The sequence below is a fragment of the Hyunsoonleella ulvae genome (genome assembly GCF_016827605.1).
Taxonomy (GTDB): domain Bacteria; phylum Bacteroidota; class Bacteroidia; order Flavobacteriales; family Flavobacteriaceae; genus Jejuia; species Jejuia ulvae.
This window is the reverse complement of sequence record NZ_JAEPJQ010000002.1, coordinates 30978-51356: the sequence shown is the minus strand read 5'-3', so window position 1 is coordinate 51356 and position 20379 is coordinate 30978. Positions and strand designations below refer to the sequence as shown.

The window sequence follows — 20379 nt, the reverse complement described above, 5'->3', positions numbered from 1 at the left end:
CACAGCACCCTTTTTCGTTATTAACGTAATTATTTATAGATTAGGAATAATTAGTTCTTGATCAGGATGAATAAGGTCAGGATTTTTCAAAATATCTGAGTTAGCTTTAAAGATATCTTGATACTTAGATGCTTTCCCATAATATTGGATAGCAATCTTGCCAAGTGTTTCCCCACTTTTTACAACGTGGCGATGGTATACACTAGAATCTGCAACCTTTATATCAGCCATGATATCTGATGGATTTTCTCCACCTATTTCTTTAATTTTATCCCAGATTAAGTCTTTCTCATAAGGGGTGTTTGCAGTACCCCAAACTTGTAATTTTCCGTTTTCTTCTTTTACATCTCCATTTTGAATGTTTAAAGAAGCTCCTAAATCTAAGACTTCTTGATATTTAGCTTTTACCATGATTTGTTTATTTATTAATTAAAAATTTGGACTAACAATATAATAAATAATTCTTTTTAAAGTGTGAATTATATTTTAAGATATCTATCCAATTAGTACGACACACAAAATATAAAAAGGTCACATTTAAATTTTTTTAATACGAATTAGGCTAAATACCTGAAAATGTATATTTTTGCACTCCTTTTTAGCGCAGTATCGAAAAGATAAAAAGGGTATTAAAAAAACAATTTATAACACTTCTGTGTGTTAAGCGGTTAACTTTTCGAAGCATACAGAATACAAACGCGATGAAATGGTGTTTCCGCAAAGATGGAAATCTCTTAAATGATTCGCAGATTTTATTAAATGGCTGAAAAAGCAAAACAAGCTGAGGTTGAAGCAACTGAGGCAACAACTGCAGAGGCTCCAGTAGTATCTGAAGCTCAAGCAAATCCTGAAAAATTCTTAAAAGAGTTTAACTGGCACAATTACCAAGAAGGGATTGATGAAGTAGACGACAAACAACTTCAAGAATTTGAAAAACTAGTAGCAGAGAATTTTGTTGACACTTTAGATGATGAAGTTGTTGAAGGTAAAGTAATCCACATCACAGATAGAGATGCGATTATCGATATCAACGCAAAGTCTGAAGGTGTAATTTCTTTAAACGAATTCCGTTACAACCCAGATTTAAAAGTAGGAGACAAGGTAGAAGTATTAATTGACGTTCGTGAAGACGCAACAGGACAATTAGTATTATCCCACAGAAAAGCGCGTGTAATTAAAGCATGGGATCGCGTTAATAAAGCTCACGAAACTGGTGAGATCGTTAATGGTTTTGTAAAATGTAGAACTAAAGGAGGTATGATTGTAGATGTATTCGGTATCGAAGCATTCTTACCAGGTTCTCAAATTGACGTTAAACCAATTAGAGATTACGATCAGTACGTAAATAAAACTATGGAATTCAAAGTTGTAAAAATCAACCACGAATTTAAAAACGTAGTAGTTTCCCATAAAGCACTTATTGAGGCTGATATCGAGGAACAAAAGAAAGAAATCATTGGTCAATTAGAAAAAGGTCAAGTATTAGAAGGTGTGGTTAAAAACATCACGTCTTATGGTGTATTTATCGATCTTGGCGGTGTTGACGGATTAGTGCATATTACAGATTTATCTTGGTCTAGAATCAACCATCCAAATGAGATTGTAGAGTTAGATCAGAAATTAAATGTGGTAATCCTTGATTTTGATGAAGATAAGTCTAGAATCCAATTAGGTCTTAAGCAATTAAGCAAGCATCCATGGGAAGCACTTGGAGAAGAAGTTAAAGTTGGCGATAAAGTAAAAGGTAAAGTAGTAGTTATTGCAGATTACGGTGCGTTTATCGAGGTAGCTGATGGTGTTGAAGGTTTAATCCACGTTTCTGAAATGTCTTGGTCTACACACTTACGTTCGGCTCAAGATTTTGTAACAGTAGGAGACGAGGTAGAAGCACAAATCTTAACTTTAGATAGAGAAGATCGTAAAATGTCTCTTGGTATCAAGCAATTAACGCCAGATCCATGGACAGACATCACTGCTAAATACCCATTAGGGTCTAAGCACACAGGTGTTGTACGTAACTTTACAAACTTTGGTGTATTTGTTGAATTAGAAGAAGGTATCGACGGATTAATTTATATCTCAGATTTATCTTGGACTAAGAAAATCAAGCACCCATCAGAGTTCTGTGCCGTAGGAGACAAGTTAGATGTTATTGTACTTGAGTTAGACGTTGAAGGACGTAAACTAAGTTTGGGACACAAACAAACTACAGACAATCCTTGGGATAAGTACGAAACTGAATTTGCTTTAAACACAACACATAAAGCTGAAATCTCTGAAATCGTAGACAAAGGTGCGACCGTTAAGTTTAACGACGATATCGTTGCTTTTGTACCACAACGTCACTTAGAGAAAGAAGATGGTTCTAAGCTTAAGAAAGGTGAAGAAGCAGAATTCAAGATTATTGAATTTAACAAAGAGTTTAAACGAGTAGTAGCATCTCATGCTGCTATCCACAAAGCAGAAGAAGCTGCAAATGTAAAAGCTGCTGCTAAAAAGCAAGCTGCGCAAGCCGCAGAAGCTAAACCAACTTTAGGTGATGCTAACGATGCTTTACAAGCTCTTAAAGATAAAATGGACGGGAAGAAGTAATTCCACACCACCATTTAAAAACTAGGAAAGCGACCTTTATGGTCGCTTTTTTTTGTAAATATCTTTTACTTTAATTAATAATTTGGGATAGTTCTGTACTTTTGAAGTATAAAATTTTTATAATAAATTATGATTGCATCTAAAAATATTCTATTGTTATTTACTACGATATGCTTTACTTTTTCTGTTAATGCTCAATTTGGTATTCCTAAAAAAAGGAAAGCTGAAGCAGAATTAATAAAAACACTACCGCTTTTAGTAGTTTTACATGATTATAATGAACCTTTTTACAAAAAGATGAAAGTTGATTTAAAAGAAGCTATTGAAAAATATTGGCACTATTCGAAAGAAGTGACATTTGTTTCAAAAGATGAACTAAGAGAATATGAAAAGGATAAGTCGAAAAGAGATAAATATGCCTATTTAATGTTCTCTGAAAGATTGTATCAAGCTAATGTACCTGCTGGTTGTTTTTGTATAGGATTGCTGAATAAAAAAATGTTTACGCATTTTAAAAAATTTGGTAATGGTAATAAAGAATTGACTATGGCTGATTATCAGCAAGGATTATATTGGCTCCAAGAAGATTTGGAAATAGTTTTTAACTATAAAGCTAGGAAAGAAGACGCAGGAAAGCTTGTTGGTGAATTTAATAGAGGTATTAGGAAAGGTATGCTTTTGATTGATGAAGATTTAGTTACGGAAGAACTAAAAGATGATATAGGTAAATTGTATAAATACGATTATGAAATTGTTTCAAAACCAGAAATTGACAAAGCTATTTTAGATAAAAAACCTAATGTTTTTTATCTAAAGCCATACTATTCAATTCAACGGCCTATCATAAAAACATCATACAAAGATCCTTCCACAGGGAGGTTTAGTGTTGTACCTACCTCGTCTATTGTAAAAACCACAAAAGTCAATGCAATTACTATGAATACTATATTTTCAGCTCAAAGCAATCAGTTTTACATGATGTTTCCAACAAATAAGAAAGCAAAGACAACCTCAAAACAATTCAAAAAAGGGATTGCAAGGGTTTTGGAATAAACTCTAACTAATACAATTCCAAATATTCTTATACTTAGCTAATTGCGCATAAGTATTCAAAATCACTTGGTTTTCAGTGTCTTTTAGTGAAGGGTCTGAGTGTAATACTTTTTTAGCGAAATATCTAGCTTGTTGTAAAATCCCTTTATCCTTAACAATATCGGCAATACGTAAATTTAGAACCCCACTTTGTTGTGCTCTTTATCTAATATTTAATTAATAAAAAGAGAGATCACAAAAACAGAAGGTAATATAAACCTCTATATTTTCTTTCTTATTAAGAAAGAAATTTATTATATTTAAACGCTTTTTGTTAAAGCAATCTTCCCTTAAATTAGTTTGTAGCTATATCATATTACGTTAAGATATACCAGGATTGGTATTATATAATATAATAACCTCAAATCTATGATTAGCAATTTCAAGTTCTCAGACGAGGAAAAACAAACAGCAAAAACATATTTTGATGCTGCTGATGCCGTTTTTGATAAAGCCTTAAAAAATAGCGACTTAAGATTAAAAGATAAAGTCAATAAAGAGGGGGAAATTAATATTAAATCAATTTCTGATGCGACTATAGTTGAAGAGTATTATGTTGCCCCCAATACAACTGTATCTAAACAACGGCCTATTGTTGATTTAGTGCAGCAAGGAGGAGGCATGTGGGGTATCGCCTTACTAGGATATTGCTATATCATGGAGAAAGTGGGCATTCGTTTTTATAGTCATGGTGGTACTAGTGCTGGAGCGATTAACGCTTTGTTTCTAGCTTCAATTTCTGCTGATATTTACAAATCACCACCGATACTGGATACAAAAAATAAGCGGAGTGCTTTAAAATCAGAGATATTAACACTTATAGTGTCTAATATGGATTTTTCTACTTTTATGGACAGAGGGGGTATAGCAGGTAAAATTCAAAAGCGACTGTTCAAAAATTTTAATTCTAAATTTTTACCCTTTTTGTTAGGAGGTGCATCTTTAATAATACTAATATCTACATATCTTTTTTTTGGATGGCTCTTAAAGCATTTTAATATGAACTCTGCCGATATTAGGTATTTCTCTTTTGTAATAGGCACATTTAATCTTATTGCATACTTTTTTCTACTCTATATCTTATTTGCAAAGGTACTGGGAGAGTATTTTGGTATAAATACGGGAAACTCGTTTTTGTTTTGGGTAAAACAAAACCTAGAGAAGCTTAATATTAAAACAACCAAGGGATTAAGAGATACGTTATGCGAAACTCAGTTAATGCGAAACGTAAGTACGCAAGACTTAAATGACGATTTAAAAACTTTGGTAGCATCAAATATGTACCAAATGGCTAACGAAGAAATAGCAGGAAAACCATTGGTAGTTAGCAAAAGTGCATCAAAACAGTTAATGGTTAAGAAGAAGGCTGTAGAGCATCCAAAAATTGTACTAATAGCATCTAACCTAACGCACAATCGTATTGTAAGGTTTCCAGAACAAGCAGGGAAATATTGGGAAAACCCCCAAGATGTACATCCAGCAGCTTATGTTAGAGCCTCCATGTCCTTGCCGTTTATATTTAAAACTTTTATACCTAATACTTCTATCCACTTTGCAGATAGTGAAAACCCTAAAAATAAAGTAAATCTTAAGGCGAGAATGGTAGATGGGGGTATGCTGTCTAATTTTCCAATTAGGGAGTTTCATCGTAAAAGTAATAAAGCGCCTAGTTTTCCCACATTTGGAGTGCTATTATCTAAACAGCCAGAAGCAACGTCTGCTAATAATTTAAAAGGGCAAAAAAACTCTTTAATAAAATACATATTAAGTTATATAAAAACATTTAGGAATTTTTATGATAACGATTACATGTTTAGCAGAGATGAGATAGAAAAAATAGTAGAGGTAGTAGATACAAGGCGAGAACCAAAACCAGATAGTAAACATATAAATTGGTTGGATTTTTGGATGTCTCCAGAAGATAAACTTTTACTCTTTGAGAGAGGGGCAGAAGCTGCTATTAGGCAACTAGACAAATTTGATTGGGTAGCATACAAAGCGACTAGAATAAAAAAACTTAAGTAATGAATCATGATAAGCAATTAACCCAGATAACCCATAGGTGGTTTGTAACGCTATTGATAACATTGGCTGTAGGTAGTGTGTTTTACTGTTGGGAACGTATAAAAGTAAACATAGGGGAGATTGAGTTTTCTTCGTCTCTTAGTGGTTTTATTAAAAATATAGGGACAAACGTAAATGTTGTTGAGGCAAATATATATTACGATTTTATATTTATAATAGTTTATACAGCATTGTTCTATTTCTCGTATCGCGTCTTTCAAAGTTCTATGCGTGTAAGCGTATCTAAACTATGGATATTGCTATGTATGCTTCCAGGAATTTTAGATTTTATAGAAAATTTACTCTTATTATACCTAATAAACAACCAAGACACTACATTGGTCTTTAGTGTTTTATGGTGTGTTGTTAGGGCCAAATGGACATTAGCTATCCCATTTATCATCATAAACTTTTACATTTTAATTTACTATCTCTTACAGTTTATCAATTCCTTTTTTAAATAATTACTAACGATAATCACTAAAAATACAAACAATATGAAATCACTTAAATTTTTAATCCTCACTGTTAGCGTTTTTAGCTTAGTGTCTTGTTATTCAGTAAGAATACGAAATGTAAACGGTGCCCCGCAACCAGATCCTTTTGCAAATAGAGACGACTATTACAGAGGGATGGCTGTATACGAATTGGATACCGTTATTAAAATTAAAGCTACATCAAAAGATTTTACATTGCTAATCAAAGAAAATGATACGTGTAGTTCTGGAAAGATGAATATAGTTGAATACAGAAATGATCTTGGAGGCCTATTGTTAAGTGCTATTACTTTTGGAAGAAAGCGTAAAGTAAAACTAAAATATGTTTGTGAAAAACCTTAAAATCTACCAATTATGGCAACTACTAAAACCAAACAAGTAACAGAGTGGGATACCTTACACAGAAATGGCCCCTTTAAATTAAATCGCTTATATGAAACTAGGTTGGAAGGAGAGCGTTTAATGCCCAAAAAAATTGACCGGTATAATGATGCTGCAATAGAAATACAACGATTAATAAAAGAAGCGAAAGATGCCGGAGAGGGTTTTAGGGCCTATGGATCTGCATGGTCAATGAGCCGTATAGCGAGTCAGCATGATAACATGCATTTTAATGCCTTTATGAATATTGCTTTACCTATTCATGAATCAGAGTGCCATGCGGATACCGCTTTCGATGCATCTAACTTATTTTTATTTGAATGTGGTGCAACCATAAAAGAAATCTCTGAAACATTGGCAGAAAATGGGAAATCCTTAAAAACAAGTGGAGCCAGTAATGGGCAAACTATTGCAGGTTGTATATCTACGGGGGTTCATGGAGCGGGATTGGATATAGGCTCTGTTCAAGATTACGTTGTTGGTCTTAATTTAATTATTGGCCCTAATCAAGATGATATTGTGTATCTAGAACCTAAATCACACCCTGCATTAAGTGATGACTTTGTTAAAAAAATAAAGGCAAGAGTCATAAGGGATGATGCGTTGTTTTATGCAGCCCTGGTTGGCTTAGGTAGTTTTGGGTTTATTCATGGGGTTGTTATAGAGGCAGAGCCTGTGTTTTTATTAAAGCGTTATGTGAAAAAAGTAAACAAATCTGTTGCGTTTGAACTGGCCAAAACTATGGACTTTAAAAACTCAAGTTTTAAAATAGCTAATGAAACCGATGCAAATGGCCATGGCTTAAGACCTTTTCACTATAAAATATTTATAAACCAGTACAGTGATGATCCTGAATGTGTTATTGAGCTAATGTATAAAAAACCTTATACAGATTCTTACCCAGATCCTTTTCCAGTAATTAAAGAATCTTTGTATAGAGACTTAATACATTTATTTATAAAACTTGCTGAGAACTTACCTAAAAGCATTCCATGGTTAGTGAAACGTTTAAGAAATACCATTTTACCAAAAGTAGATGATGAAACTACAGGGATGCTGAAAGAAATTTTTTGGGATGCTCCATATCAAGGCGCTGCTTTTGCTTGTTCTTTTGGGATAGACCACAAACACTCAGAGAAAGCCATGGATTTACTAGGTAAACTTACACGAGATGAAGGGCCTATACCAGGCATATTTGCATTACGTTTTGTTAAACAAACTAAAGCTACTCTTGGTTTTACAAAATTTCCTATAACCTGTATGATAGAAATAGACGGCGTGCTTTGGAAAAAAACACGAAAAATTATGAGTTTAGAGGAATACTCCAGACGTATGATTGAGGTATTACAAGCCAATAACATACCATTTACACTACACTGGGGAAAGAATAGTGATTGGAAATTTTCTGGATTAGTAGATCACATGTTTTCATCAAAAGCTAAAGAATGGAAAACACAACGAGAAAAATTACTGTCCCCAGAAATGCAAAAGGTGTTTTCAAATCAGTTTTTAGAAACTTTAAAATTATATGAAACCCCTTCAGTTGTAATAAACCCTAGTGACGATTTAATTGTTTAGTTAATATATGATATTATGATAACCGAAGAAAAAAATAGCGGTACGTTTCCTTATAAAGCACTAATATGGGCATTAGTAGCTGTATTAGCCTTGTTTTTGTTTAAGTATGAAATAAAACAACTCTTAATAAAATCTGATGAATTATCAATTTTTGGCATTAATGTAAAATCAGGCAGTACAGAAATACTAATGCTTACAGATTCTATTAATGCTCATAAGAATAAAATAGTAAACCTGGTTAAGGAGATAGAAAGTCAGGAAGCAGAAATTAAAAACCTTGAGCAACTTAAAAACCAGTTGGAAGAAAACTTAAATGCTTGCCCTGAAACGCGTGAAAATACAACCAAGTTAAGCAATGAATACAGTAGGATTTACGATAACAATATAAGTATTAAACGCAAAGCAGAATTGTTAAAAGCTACAAAAATTATAACAAATTTTAATATGGAACAGTAGTTGGTATGAGTTCTTAGCCTTTAAACTTTGATTGTAATTTTTTCAGATAACGTGAGTTCGATTTAAATATCAATAATAAGCTGTGATTAAAATACAGGAAAAAAACAGTTTTTTGTCATGTCGTAAGAGCCAATGATCAGCGACGAGATATCTCATTATGAAGGGATTCCTCCTCGTTCCTCGTTCGGAACGACACAGTTATAATATTTAACAGCCTAAAATAATTGCTTGATAAATCGTATTATAGAATAGACGTCAACTAATATAATTCCAAATATTCTTATACTTAGCCAATTGGCTATACGTATTCAAAATAACTTGGTTCTCAGTAGCTTTTAAAGAGGGATCTGCACGTAATACCTTTTGAGCAGCGTGTCTGGCTTGTTGTAAAATAGCTTTATCCTTAACAATATCAGCAATTCGTAAATTGAGAACCCCACTTTGTTGCGTGCCCATAATATCTCCTGGGCCACGTAGTTTTAAATCTACCTCGGCAATTTCAAAACCATCATTGGTACGCACCATGGTTTCTAAACGTGTTTTACTGTCGCTACTCAATTTATGACTGGTCATTAAGATGCAGTAACTCTGTTCTGCACCACGGCCTACACGTCCGCGTAATTGGTGTAACTGTGATAAACCAAAACGTTCTGCGCTTTCTATTATCATTACAGAGGCATTGGGTACGTTTACGCCAACTTCAATCACTGTTGTAGCTACCATAATCTGGGTTTCCCCTTTAATAAAGCGTTGCATTTCATAATCTTTGTCCGCAGGTTTCATTTTACCATGTACAATGGATATTTGGTATTCTGGTTTCGGGAAATCACGTTCTATACTCGCATAACCATCCATTAAATCCTTATAATCCATAGCTTCACTTTCTTGGATTAAAGGATATACAATGTAAACCTGTCTGCCTTTTGCAATTTCATCCCGAATAAATTTAAACACGTTTAAACGGTTAGCATCATAACGATGTACGGTTTTAATGGATTTTCGTCCAGGAGGCAGTTCGTCAATCACGGAAATATCCAAATCGCCATAAACGGACATGGCTAAAGTGCGAGGAATTGGAGTGGCAGTCATAACAAGAATATGAGGGGGGACAATAGAAGCCCCTCCAACCTCCCCGGAGGGGAGGCTTGATCCTTTCTTCCATAACTTACTTCTTTGTCTTACTCCGAAGCGGTGTTGCTCGTCAATGATTGCGAGTCCTAAATTTGCAAATTTTACTTTGTCTTCCAATAGGGCATGAGTGCCTACTAAAATTTGTAACTGTCCGTTTTCTAGGTGTTCATGAATTTCTCTTCTTATTGAAGTTTTTGTTGAGCCTGTTAATAGTTTTATACTTATATTCAGTAATTTACACCATTCTTCAAGTCCTACAAAGTGTTGTGTGGCTAAAATTTCGGTAGGTGCCATTAAGCAAGCTTGATAGCCGTTATCTAAAGCCATGAGCATACTCATAAACGCTACGATGGTTTTACCAGAACCCACGTCGCCTTGCAATAATCGATTCATTTGGGCACTGCTTCCAAGATCGGCTCTAATTTTTTTTAAAACTCGTTTTTGGGCATTGGTAAGTTCAAAAGGTAAATGGTTTTGGAAAAAATCATTAAAATAATCACCAACCGTATCAAATTGAAACCCCTTGATTTTTGATTTATGGATAAGGTTTTTTAAAATGAGTTGTAGTTGTATGTAAAACAGCTCTTCGAATTTTAAGCGAAATTGAGCTTTGGCTAATAGCTCCTGACTTTTTGGGAAATGTATATTTAAAAGCGCTTCTGCTTTAGAAATAAGTTTTAATTCCGACAGTATTGGAGCCGATAGCGTCTCTACAAATTGCCCCTTGCTTTCCAGAAACAGTTGTTGCACAATTTTACCAATTACGCGATTACTTATGCCTTTATTGGTAAGCTTTTCTGTAGATGGGTAGAGGGGTTGTATACCCGAACTTAACCCTTTTTTGTGTTCATCTATAGTCTCAATATCTGGATGCGGCATGTTGTACTTGCCACCAAACCAGTTTGTTTTACCAAAAATAACATAAGGTGTATTTAGCTTTAATTTCTCGCGTATCCATTTTTGACCACGAAACCACACCAATTCCATAGTGCCTGTATCGTCTTGAAAAGTGGCTACTAAGCGTTTGCCTCGTTTTTGGGCAACTTCTTTAAAACCAGTGATTTTACCAATGACTTGAACTTCAGCAGAATTATTTTGTAGTTGGTTGATGTTATAATACTGTGTTCTGTCGATATATCTATTGGGGAACAGGTTTAAAATATCTTGATAGGTATGGATATTAAGCTCCTTACGCAGTAAATCGGCTCTGTTTGGGCCAACGCCCTTAAGGTAATCGATTGGTGTTTGAAGATTAATAGACATAGAGCGAAATTAAGAATTTAAGCTGGAAGACTGAAGCATAAAATACGAAGTTAGGAGTTATGAAATTACTTTGACGGATACGGATGCCTTAGGGATAGAAGTGGCATCCTTTTGTTTGTTTATTGATAAGACTGGCCTGTAATGTTGTATCGTAATTACATTATAGATTCCTGCCTTACTGAAACAAGTTCAGCACATGTCGCAGGGATGACAAAACAAAGACCGTCTGCTGGCTGGCAGGCCAGAACAGAAGCGATCCTGCAAGGTTTTCTAAAAACCTTGTAGGTATAAGCGTAAGGCAACGCCCAAATAAATAAAGCAGAAACTCCTTTATTTAGATTCCCGTTTTCACGGGAATGACAATATCAGCGGATACCCCGATAAAAGATCGGGGAATGTTTTTTGATTAAACTTTGTTATCGGTATTCCTTAAGAATGGTTAAATTTGGACCTTTAAAATTGTAAGTCGTTAATTGATGAGAAAGCTGAACGAATTTATTTGGGAAACGCACGGGATACATGCGGGGACGGAGCAAGACCACGTGAAACATGGGATTGATAAACTTGAGGATATTATTGATAAGGCTGTTGCTGCAGGTAATCCAAGCATTACATTTATTATTCACTCGCCAAGGTTAACGAGTTTTAGATATACGGCTGAGCGTGAGACGAATGTGAAGTTTATTCGTGGGAATAAATCGTATTTGAATTATCCCAAGCGTATTGCGAATTTGCGACAAAAATATCATGATAAGATAAATATTAAGTTTGGTGTAGAACTGGAATGGATGGGCCCAGATTTGGGCTTACAATGGAGTCGTTCCAAAATTTTTCAAGCGGAGGATGCAGATTATGTGATTGGTTCTGTGCATTTTGCACCAGAGGGCTTGCCTTATGACGGCTCTAAAGAAGAGGCGCAAGAATTATTGAAGCTTCGCGGAAGTTTGGAAGCGTATTGGGATGGGTATTTTAATGAAATGATACAGATGATTGAGAGTTTTGGAGATATGATACAAATTATTGGTCATATAGATCTGCCAAAACTTAATGTGGATATGCCCGAGGCTTTAGTGAATTTTGAAACCAGTACGCACCCGTTGGCGAATAAGTTTAGAACACTTTTGGAGCTTATTGCAGATAGGAATTTATCACTGGATGTGAATATGGCGGGTAAATTTAAAGGTGTGGGCGTGTATCCTACACAAGGTATTTTAAAATATGCCAATGCCCTACAAATTCCTGTATGCGTTGGGACGGATACGCATCATGTTAAATATTATGGCTTAAATTATAAGGAAAGTCTAGAGTATATACAAGAAGCTGGTTATGAGAGCTATGTGAGTTATTCTAAATTGATTCCTGAGAACCGTACCATTTACGATGACCATGAGTTAAAAGTTAAGTATACCATTTTAAATAAGGGTATAGAGCTATTAAACCAGCGTTTGGATGATGAGCAACGTCGTATTATTCCAGATTTTTCTTTTGGAGGGTCTTTTTCTGAGTTTGTGGACTTGTATAGAAACGCAACAAGTATGGGGGATTATAATGCCATACGTATCCGTAAGTTTGGGAAGTCGGTTACTGTAACAAACGAAACGCCAAAGAACACAAAAACGATAGTGAATGGATTGTTTTCTGAGCATTTAGACCAACCTGGTGTTATTTCTTCGCTGTTTAACACCTTGGCTTCTGAAGGTATTAATGTTGAAACCGCACGTTTAAAATCAAATAACGATGGTACTGCTGTAGCATTTTTATCTATAAATGATACCAACGGAAAGGTTAGTGATGCTATTGAGTTTATTCATGGTACAGATGTGGGGACCTTTAAAAAGTTAGAGTACAAGGAAAATGAGCCTTTACCCAATTATTACGGCAAAGGGGTTTATCTATTGGAGATGGATGGCGTAAAGTTAAATTTAGCTTTAAGTAAGAAGGTAATTCTAACCAAGCATAATAATGCACCCGGTGTTTTATTGATTTTGTTATCTGCTTTGGCATCTAAAAACATCAATATAAAAGACTTACGTTTAGGGCATTTAAATGCTATTGGCTATTCTGCCATTGCGGTAAACGGCGATAGTAATGTAATTAGAAACTTATTGAATAAATTAGGAGATCAGTATTATGAAGCTAATTTGATTGAGTTTCATAGTTTTTAAATATTTATTTTAATACTAGGCCTGTCAACCTGAACTTGTTTCAGGTTCTCGATTTAGGTTAAATTTTTTTTGAGATTCTGAAACAAGTTCAGAATAACAAATATGTTTTGTGCTTATTCGATTTCAATTCATACAATTTCCCCAATAAAAAGTAATCCTGTTTTGTTTTTGGAGTAATCTTTGATAGATTTATCCGTATGAAGCACCCTATTCTTTTTTTATGTTTTTGTGTTACGTCTTTGATGGCGCAGCAAACGGAGTATGTTGATTTTAAAACGGCTAAAGTTGAAATTGGCTTTAGTGATAAAGGAGAAATAGGGGTTGGAGGTTTTATATCATATGAGTTTGATATTTTAAAAGATATTGATTCAGTATACATTGATGCTAAGGGATTTGACCTAATTTATTGTTCTCTAGATGAGGAAGAACAAGACAGCATTTATGATGGCAAAAGATTTATTATAAAGCGCGCTTTCAAAGCTAAAAACACTCATAAATTAGATGTTTTTTGGTCTACTAGAAACCCTAAAAAAGCGATTTATTTTATTGATTGGAAAGGGAATGATTCAATTAAAGACAATCGGCAGGTTTGGACGCAAGGTCAAGGAAAATACACCAGTAATTGGATGCCATCTATTGACGACATGAATGAAAAAATTGAGTTTGATATAAATATTTCATTTGTTGAAGGTTATGAAGTTATCTCTAATGGAAAGCTTTTAAGTAAAGACACTGACAATAATGGATTTACAAAATGGCATTACGACATGAAACACCCCATGCCTAGTTATCTAGTAGCTCTAGCCATCGGTAAATATGATAAAAAAGTAGAATATTCCAAAAGTGGCATACCATTAGAAATGTATTATTATCCTGAGGATTCTTTGAAGTTTGAACCTACCTACCGCTACACCAAACAAATGTTTGACTTTCTAGAAGAAGAAATAGGTGTACCATACCCTTGGCAAAATTATAAAATGGTGCCTGTAAAAGACTTTTTATATGCAGGTATGGAAAACACGAGCTTAAATATTTATTCGGATGCTTTTGTGGTAGATTCTATAGCTTTTGTGGATAAGAATTTTGTAAACATCAATGCACACGAGTTGGCACACCAATGGTTTGGAGATTTGGTAACAGCTACTCATGGGACACACCATTGGTTACAGGAAGGTTTTGCAACTTATTATGCGCTTTTGGCTGAAAAGGAAATTTTTGGAGAGGATTATTACTATTGGCGACTTTATGAATATGCTCAGGAATTGCATGAACAAGATAAAGCGGGAAAAAGTACATCGTTGCTAGATCCAAAATCCAGTAGTACCACATTTTATAAAAAAGGATGTTGGGTGTTGCATATGCTTCGTGAAAAGGTTGGTGATACTGCTTTTAAACAGGCAGTTAAGAATTATTTAAAAAAGCATCAATTTAAAAATGTTGAGACAGACGACTTTATCTCTGAGGTTGAAAAGAGTAGTGGAGAAGATTTGAGTGAGTTTGTGGTTACTTATCTTAAGGATACATCAGATTTTTATTTTAAAAGAAAAATTAAAGATTTAGAATTTAAATTGATTAATTCTAAACTTAGCTTACGATTTCTAAGATGCGGAATGGAAAATAAAACCGAATTCCACAAAAGTAATAGGGATAAGAAGTTGAAAAGCTTAAAAAACGATTCATTATCTAGCAGTGCACAAGAGTGGATTTTTGATGATTTACAAACTGATTCGTTAATAAATCAAAAAGAAGTATTTAAATATGCATTAGTATCAAAAAATATAAAGCTTAGGCAAAGACTAGCTCAAACTTTGGTCGATATTCCTTCAGAATTAAAAACAGATTACGAATCACTTCTAAAAGACAAGTCTTACATCACCATTGAAACCGCTTTATTCAATCTTTGGAAAAACTTCTCAGAGGATAGAGGCAAATACCTCAATCAAACCAAAGATGTCATTGGTTCTAACGATAAAAATGTGCGGATACTTTGGTTAACTTTAGCATTGATTACCAAAGATTATCAACCAGAAAATAAAGCAAAATACTTTCAGGAACTTACAGATTACACCAGTGACAACTATGGTTTTGAAGTACGCCAAAACGCATTTCAATATCTACATCAAATACAGGCTTGCAATGATAGTTGTAAAGAAAATTTAAAACAAGCTGCAACACATCATAATTGGAGATTTAAACAATTTGCGAAGTCGCTTTTAGATTAATTCTATTTTAATTTACCTCACTGAAACCATTATGTTAACAATTACGCACAAGCATGTATTGACTTTTTGGTACGAAAATTCTAACTTCGTTTATTGAACGATATAGTTCATTGAGATGAAACCTTATCTAAACGTTGTAACATATTAAAATATCATGAAAATCAAAAACTACTTTAATTTCTTATTTCTAATTTTTTTAATTTCTCTTTTGTCATCCTGCGGTTCTTTAGTAAAAAGTCTTGCGTTAAAATCTTACACCGTTGAGAAAGGTGCTATCCCTCCTGATTTTGGTAAAGATAATTCAACTCTAATCTGTGTTTTAACTGGCAAAAATAGTCGTGATAAATATTTAAAAAAACATGTTGAAAAAATTTATAAAGGAAAATATGTATTTGTTTTAAGCGGAGATATGCCTGCATTTAACAATAAGTCTAATGAATATTCTGATATAGAAAAATATAGATATGTATTTGATTTTAAAAGAAATTATAGAACAACTTTCACACCAAATCCAGTATCAAACAGAACAGATGTTGGGAGTGTTCCTTTATCTAACTATTTTATTGTAGATAGAAAATATAACAAAACCTATAACAGTGGAGGTGAGTCAGGATATTTTTCAAAACTCATAGAAGCTTATATGATAAACTTAGAAAAACAAAGGCTAAAGAATCAGTTGCAATAATATAGAAAATGTGTTACAATACGGTCTATAGCTCATTTCAGCTGATTCTTTAAACATAATTCATTTAAATTTACTAACTTTTGTTCCGCGAATGATATCTATGGTTTTGAAGTGCGTCAAAACACGTTTCAATATTTACATTAAATACAAGCTTGCAATCATAGTTGTAAAGAAAATTTAAAACAAGCTACTGCCCATCATAATTGGCGATTTAAACAATTTGCGAAGTCGCTTTTAGATTAATTCTATTGTAATTTACCTCACTGAAACCATTATGTTAACAATTACGCACAAGTACGTATTGGTTTTTTAGTACGAAAATTCTAACTTCGCTTATCGAACGATATAGTTCATTAAAACGAAACAATATCTAACCGTTGTAAGCAATGTAAACTGAATTATAAATGGGACTATACCAACAAGAAACTTGCATTTTCACAGATTTACCAGTAACACCAATAATTGATGGTCGAGATGCAATTGAGTATGTCCTTGAATTAAATGGACATAGACACATAATTCGCCTTCCTTACTATGCAGCTCAATGGCCAATTGATAACAAATTCTTTAAGGAAAATAAAAACCTGTTTCAAGCTTTACTTATAAATAACAAGTGGTTTGAGGACGATAAAACATTTATCGAAATTGATAATTTAAAAGAACTTATTTCTAAAGCAGATTATCCGAAAAGTCCGCAAGAAAAATTAGAAACACTTTTTCTAAAACTATTCTCATACCAAAAGGAAGATGGTCAAGAAATTAGACTAAAAACAGAATTTTATAAAAATAATCTTTGGAAAATATTGTACTTCAAATCCTTAAACGAATTAAACTACTATGTTCAATATCTAAACGAAATTGGTCTTATTGAGGCAAAATTTGGGAGAACTAAAGACAATTATGGAGAATTAGAAAGCTATAAAATTACCTTTCAAGGACTGGATAAAGCTATCGAATTACAGGAATCTGGGAAGAGTTCCAATCTGTGCTTTATCGCAATGTCATTCAAACCAGAAACAAAACCAATTCGAGAAGCAATTAAATCGGCACTAAAGAAAACAGGTTTCCGACCAATAATAATCGATGAAGAAAATATTGATAGCGATAAAACTATTAACGATGCAATCATCGCGAATTTAAAAAGATGCAACTTTTGTATTTCAGATTTTTCATTTCATAGTAATGGAGTCTATTTTGAAAGCGGATTTGCATTGGGACAAGGGAAAAAAGTAATCTACACGTGTAGTAAGGAAGAATTTGCAAATGCACATTTTGACATAAGACCTTTACAACATATAATTTACGAATCAACCGAGCAACTCGAATCAGATTTAATCAATAAAATAGAGGCGTGGATAAAATAGAAACACTGCTTACAACATTGGCTATAAACAATTGCTATTACAGGCTTATCCTGAAAATTCCGCAGGAATTTTCAGCTTTGTGTGTACTTGCAAAAGTCCGTGCTAATCCACGCAACTGTTCATAGGTACTGTGTTAAAAAACAAGTTTTTAATTAAAAAATTTTAGGAAGCAAGTTGATTTATCAAATTGTTATCCTGCGGCAGCAAAAGCTTTATGCTTTTGCTGCTTTTTAGTTTCAAATTCAGCGTCATAATTTTCCTCGTTTTTCCACAGTGTATACATTAAAATTAAAAGTTTTCGCTGTACCGCGACCAAGGCTACCATTGGTTTTGCTTTTTTGGGCTTGAGCCTTTGATAAAACGTTTTTAAGCTAGGATTGCAGCGAACACAGGTCATCGATGGCATGTGAAGCGCTGCTCTTATATGGCTATTGCCCTTCTTACTTATTTTGGTCTTACCTTTAAAATTACCCGATTCCCGTAAAACAACGTCATAGCCTGCATAGCTCGACAACTGTTTACCATTGGCTATCGATTCAAAGCCCAATGTTTCACCAGCGACTGTTGCTGCCGATATAAATGAAATGCCTGGGATACTTGTCATAAAGTCTATTTTCTTTTTCAAGGCTGGGTGCGCTGTAACCAATTCGTGCATTTGATCTTCGATATCCTTTATCTGAACCTCGAGCAGACGCAATCTTTGTATATGTCGCTTTGCCGCCCTTCTGTTTTTATAAACGCCAGATTCAATCGCACCTTGCCTATTGGTCTCTACCGTTTTGTCCTTTAACAAGGAACTACGCTCCCTGCTCAATATCTTCAATTCCAACAGGTCTGGACTTGGTGGCTGCCAAAGGCGAAGTGTTCGCTCTAGACCTAACATGCTCAACATTCTGCTATCTAGAGCATCTGTTTTTGAGCGTTGGTCTAAACTCTGTGCATAACGCTTTACACGACCTGATTGCATGACACAGACACCATATCCTTTCTTGTGGAGGTAATGAGCTATGTTTTGATGATAGACACCTGTGGCTTCCATCACTATAATAAAGTCAACAGTAGGATCAAGTATCCTTGACAACCAATGGTGTAAGGCTCTAAAGCCCGATATATCATTGGGAACATCTGAATGGAACGTGAACTCTTTTGTTAAATCACTAGTCAAATGACCTAGGGACAAGGATAAACCTAATTTGGACACATCAATGCCCAAGCATTGTTTTAATGTATTATTCATGACATCATTTTTTTAACTATAATCTCCTTTATCATCTTTGCTCGCATTTGATTCGGCCTCTGTACTTATGGGCCTAGGTACTGTTCAGATTCTAAGAAAATTATAGAAGGGCCGGATTTCTATGAAACGATATCACTTTTGTGTATCTAGCCGAGACCTCTCTGTCCCTTCTATTTTAGTTGTTATTTGTATGAAGAAAATCTACTATATTTATAGTAAATTAATAATTCTTGGTAAACATACGAGCCGAGACCGATAAGCGTAATTTCCCATACCTCTATTTCATATACTTCCCCTTCTTACTCCCTTCATACATCACATACTTAACCAATCTTGATTCAAGTTTGGCATTATAGAGCTGTATTTTTCTTGAAGGGCGTAACCCTACATGTTTTAATGCATCTAAATTCGATGTGATAAACCATGCATCGGTACCAGGATAGCTTTGTTTTAGGGTGTCGCCAATGTTTTTGTAAAAGGCTTCCATATCTAGGTTTAAACGTTCGCCGTAAGGCGGATTAAATACCATGTGTAGTTTACTTTGTCCTCCTTTTTGGGTTTTGAAAAAATCTTCATGTTTTATGGTAATAAAATCTTCTAAATTAGCATGCTTTACATTCTCTTGGGCTTTACGTACGGCACTTGGCGCTTTGTCATAGCCAATAATTTGGTGGTGGAAATCTCGGGTTTTCTTTAACAGGGATTCCTCAATTTTCTCAAAAAGCTCTACATCCCAATCTTGCCAGCGCTCAAAGGCAAATTCTTTACGCATCAAGTTTGGTGGGATGTTGCAGGCTATCATGGCTGCTTCAATAGGAATGGTACCCGAACCGCACATGGGATCCATAAAGTCCGACTGTCCATCCCAACCCGAAAGCATAATTAAGCCCGCTGCCAATACCTCATTTATAGGTGCAATGTTAGTGGAGAGCTTATACCCACGTTTGTGTAAGGATTCCCCAGAGGTATCTAGAGATACCGTGCATTCCTGCCTTGAAATACGAACGTTTATTTTTAAATCAGGGAATTTTAAATCTACATTGGGGCGTTGGCCTGTATTTTCGCGAAAGCGGTCTACAATAGCGTCTTTAGTTTTTTGGGCAATAAAAAGCGAGTGCTTAAACATATCAGAATGTATGGTGGCATCAACCGCTAGAGAGCCTGTGGGTTTTAAATAGTCTTCCCAAGGCATTTTTTTTATCTGCTCGTATAAATCGCTTTCACTACGAACACGAAAACTTTTTATGGGTTTTAAAATTTTAATGGCAGTACGCAAGCCTAAGTTAGCTTTGTACATAAACCCTTTGTCGCCTACAAATTCTACTACACGTACTCCTTTTTTTATGTGCATTGCCCCGAGTTGTAGGAGTTCTTTTTCGAGAATATCTTCAAAACCAAATAAGGTTTTGGCTACCATATTGAAATTTTCGGCCATAGTTTTCGTCCAATGAAATTAAGTAGAATAAGATTGCAAAAATAGTGTAATTTTGCGGCAAATAAATGACCATAGCAAATAAGTGGGTTGGGGATTGCAGCGGCATCCTTTTTGCGAGCCATGGCTGATGAATTTTTCTTGTAGAGATGAATTAGTCTGATATGGATGAGATCCCGAAATAAATTTGGGATTGCTTCGCAAAAAGATATAGCGGAAA

The 20379-nt window shown here is 34.5% G+C and carries 15 protein-coding genes and 1 pseudogene; 11 read left to right on the top strand and 5 right to left on the bottom strand.

Features of this window, described 5'->3' with window-relative positions; genetic code table 11:
* Nucleotides 1–33: 33 nt before the first annotated feature.
* Nucleotides 34–411, bottom strand: a complete 378-nt coding sequence (locus JS605_RS06045; RefSeq protein WP_203256806.1) for a LysM peptidoglycan-binding domain-containing protein — start codon at nt 409–411, stop codon at nt 34–36.
* Nucleotides 412–759: 348 nt separating this feature from the next.
* Between JS605_RS06045 and rpsA the strand changes: the two genes are divergently transcribed.
* Together rpsA and JS605_RS06035 are read left to right on the top strand one after the other, a co-directional pair.
* Complete coding sequence (gene rpsA / locus JS605_RS06040; RefSeq protein WP_203256805.1) at nt 760–2592, top strand: 30S ribosomal protein S1; 1833 nt, start codon at nt 760–762, stop codon at nt 2590–2592.
* Between the two features lie 129 nt (nt 2593–2721).
* Complete coding sequence (locus JS605_RS06035; protein WP_203256804.1) at nt 2722–3645, top strand: hypothetical protein; 924 nt, start codon at nt 2722–2724, stop codon at nt 3643–3645.
* Between the two features lie 3 nt (nt 3646–3648).
* Here JS605_RS06035 and JS605_RS17500 read toward each other — a convergent pair.
* Nucleotides 3649–3840: pseudogene (locus JS605_RS17500) on the bottom strand (ATP-dependent DNA helicase RecG); the annotation flags it as partial.
* A gap of 213 nt (nt 3841–4053) precedes the next feature.
* Between JS605_RS17500 and JS605_RS06030 the strand changes: the two are divergent.
* Genes JS605_RS06030 through JS605_RS06010 form a run of 5 tightly spaced genes read left to right on the top strand, consistent with a single transcriptional unit; the run spans nt 4054 to nt 8660 of the window.
* Complete coding sequence (locus tag JS605_RS06030) at nt 4054–5709, top strand: patatin-like phospholipase family protein (RefSeq protein WP_203256803.1); 1656 nt, start codon at nt 4054–4056, stop codon at nt 5707–5709.
* Nucleotides 5709–6212: a hypothetical protein gene (locus JS605_RS06025; protein WP_203256802.1), complete on the top strand. Its 504-nt coding sequence runs from the start codon at nt 5709–5711 to the stop codon at nt 6210–6212. The genes JS605_RS06030 and JS605_RS06025 overlap by 1 nt, the downstream gene beginning before the upstream one ends.
* Nucleotides 6213–6245: 33 nt before the next feature.
* Nucleotides 6246–6587 (top strand): hypothetical protein, encoded by a 342-nt coding sequence (locus JS605_RS06020; protein WP_203256801.1) that lies wholly within the window; start codon nt 6246–6248, stop codon nt 6585–6587.
* 12 nt (nt 6588–6599) lie between these two features.
* Nucleotides 6600–8204 carry an FAD-binding protein gene (locus JS605_RS06015; RefSeq protein WP_203256800.1) on the top strand — a complete coding sequence of 535 codons (1605 nt, stop codon included), beginning with the start codon at nt 6600–6602 and terminating at the stop codon, nt 8202–8204.
* A gap of 15 nt (nt 8205–8219) precedes the next feature.
* On the top strand, nt 8220–8660 hold the full coding sequence (locus tag JS605_RS06010) for a hypothetical protein (RefSeq protein ID WP_203256799.1): 441 nt from the start codon (nt 8220–8222) through the stop codon (nt 8658–8660).
* Between the two features lie 255 nt (nt 8661–8915).
* Here the strand turns inward: JS605_RS06010 and recG are convergent, their stop codons facing one another.
* Nucleotides 8916–11054 carry an ATP-dependent DNA helicase RecG gene (gene recG / locus JS605_RS06005; RefSeq protein WP_203256798.1) on the bottom strand — a complete coding sequence of 713 codons (2139 nt, stop codon included), beginning with the start codon at nt 11052–11054 and terminating at the stop codon, nt 8916–8918.
* A gap of 476 nt (nt 11055–11530) precedes the next feature.
* Between recG and JS605_RS06000 the strand changes: the two genes are divergently transcribed.
* From JS605_RS06000 to JS605_RS05985, 4 genes are all read left to right on the top strand, one after another.
* Entirely contained in the window at nt 11531–13219 is a 1689-nt protein-coding gene (locus JS605_RS06000) for a histidinol-phosphatase HisJ family protein (protein ID WP_203256797.1), read from the top strand.
* Nucleotides 13220–13416: 197 nt separating this feature from the next.
* Nucleotides 13417–15441, top strand: a complete 2025-nt coding sequence (locus JS605_RS05995) for a M1 family metallopeptidase (RefSeq protein ID WP_203256796.1) — start codon at nt 13417–13419, stop codon at nt 15439–15441.
* 154 nt (nt 15442–15595) lie between these two features.
* Nucleotides 15596–16126 (top strand): hypothetical protein, encoded by a 531-nt coding sequence (locus JS605_RS05990; RefSeq protein ID WP_203256795.1) that lies wholly within the window; start codon nt 15596–15598, stop codon nt 16124–16126.
* 404 nt (nt 16127–16530) lie between these two features.
* On the top strand, nt 16531–17490 hold the full coding sequence (locus tag JS605_RS05985; protein WP_203256794.1) for a TIR domain-containing protein: 960 nt from the start codon (nt 16531–16533) through the stop codon (nt 17488–17490).
* Between the two features lie 190 nt (nt 17491–17680).
* Here the strand turns inward: JS605_RS05985 and JS605_RS05980 are convergent, their stop codons facing one another.
* Nucleotides 17681–18727, bottom strand: a complete 1047-nt coding sequence (locus tag JS605_RS05980; RefSeq protein WP_203256793.1) for an IS110 family RNA-guided transposase — start codon at nt 18725–18727, stop codon at nt 17681–17683.
* Between the two features lie 277 nt (nt 18728–19004).
* Nucleotides 19005–20162, bottom strand: a complete 1158-nt coding sequence (locus JS605_RS05975; RefSeq protein ID WP_203256792.1) for a THUMP domain-containing class I SAM-dependent RNA methyltransferase — start codon at nt 20160–20162, stop codon at nt 19005–19007.
* Between the last annotated feature and the right edge of the window lie 217 nt (nt 20163–20379).

Excerpts from the sequence above, each read along its gene's own strand:
- JS605_RS06045 (WP_203256806.1), bottom strand. The coding sequence starts at position 411 with ATGGTAAAAGCTAAATATCAAGAAGTCTTAGATTTAGGAGCTTCTTTA.
- rpsA (WP_203256805.1), top strand. The coding sequence starts at position 760 with ATGGCTGAAAAAGCAAAACAAGCTGAGGTTGAAGCAACTGAGGCAACA.
- JS605_RS06035 (WP_203256804.1), top strand. The coding sequence starts at position 2,722 with ATGATTGCATCTAAAAATATTCTATTGTTATTTACTACGATATGCTTT.
- JS605_RS06030 (WP_203256803.1), top strand. The coding sequence starts at position 4,054 with ATGATTAGCAATTTCAAGTTCTCAGACGAGGAAAAACAAACAGCAAAA.
- JS605_RS06025 (WP_203256802.1), top strand. The coding sequence starts at position 5,709 with ATGAATCATGATAAGCAATTAACCCAGATAACCCATAGGTGGTTTGTA.
- JS605_RS06020 (WP_203256801.1), top strand. The coding sequence starts at position 6,246 with ATGAAATCACTTAAATTTTTAATCCTCACTGTTAGCGTTTTTAGCTTA.
- JS605_RS06015 (WP_203256800.1), top strand. The coding sequence starts at position 6,600 with ATGGCAACTACTAAAACCAAACAAGTAACAGAGTGGGATACCTTACAC.
- JS605_RS06010 (WP_203256799.1), top strand. The coding sequence starts at position 8,220 with ATGATAACCGAAGAAAAAAATAGCGGTACGTTTCCTTATAAAGCACTA.
- recG (WP_203256798.1), bottom strand. The coding sequence starts at position 11,054 with ATGTCTATTAATCTTCAAACACCAATCGATTACCTTAAGGGCGTTGGC.
- JS605_RS06000 (WP_203256797.1), top strand. The coding sequence starts at position 11,531 with ATGAGAAAGCTGAACGAATTTATTTGGGAAACGCACGGGATACATGCG.
- JS605_RS05995 (WP_203256796.1), top strand. The coding sequence starts at position 13,417 with ATGAAGCACCCTATTCTTTTTTTATGTTTTTGTGTTACGTCTTTGATG.
- JS605_RS05990 (WP_203256795.1), top strand. The coding sequence starts at position 15,596 with ATGAAAATCAAAAACTACTTTAATTTCTTATTTCTAATTTTTTTAATT.
- JS605_RS05985 (WP_203256794.1), top strand. The coding sequence starts at position 16,531 with ATGGGACTATACCAACAAGAAACTTGCATTTTCACAGATTTACCAGTA.
- JS605_RS05980 (WP_203256793.1), bottom strand. The coding sequence starts at position 18,727 with ATGAATAATACATTAAAACAATGCTTGGGCATTGATGTGTCCAAATTA.
- JS605_RS05975 (WP_203256792.1), bottom strand. The coding sequence starts at position 20,162 with ATGGCCGAAAATTTCAATATGGTAGCCAAAACCTTATTTGGTTTTGAA.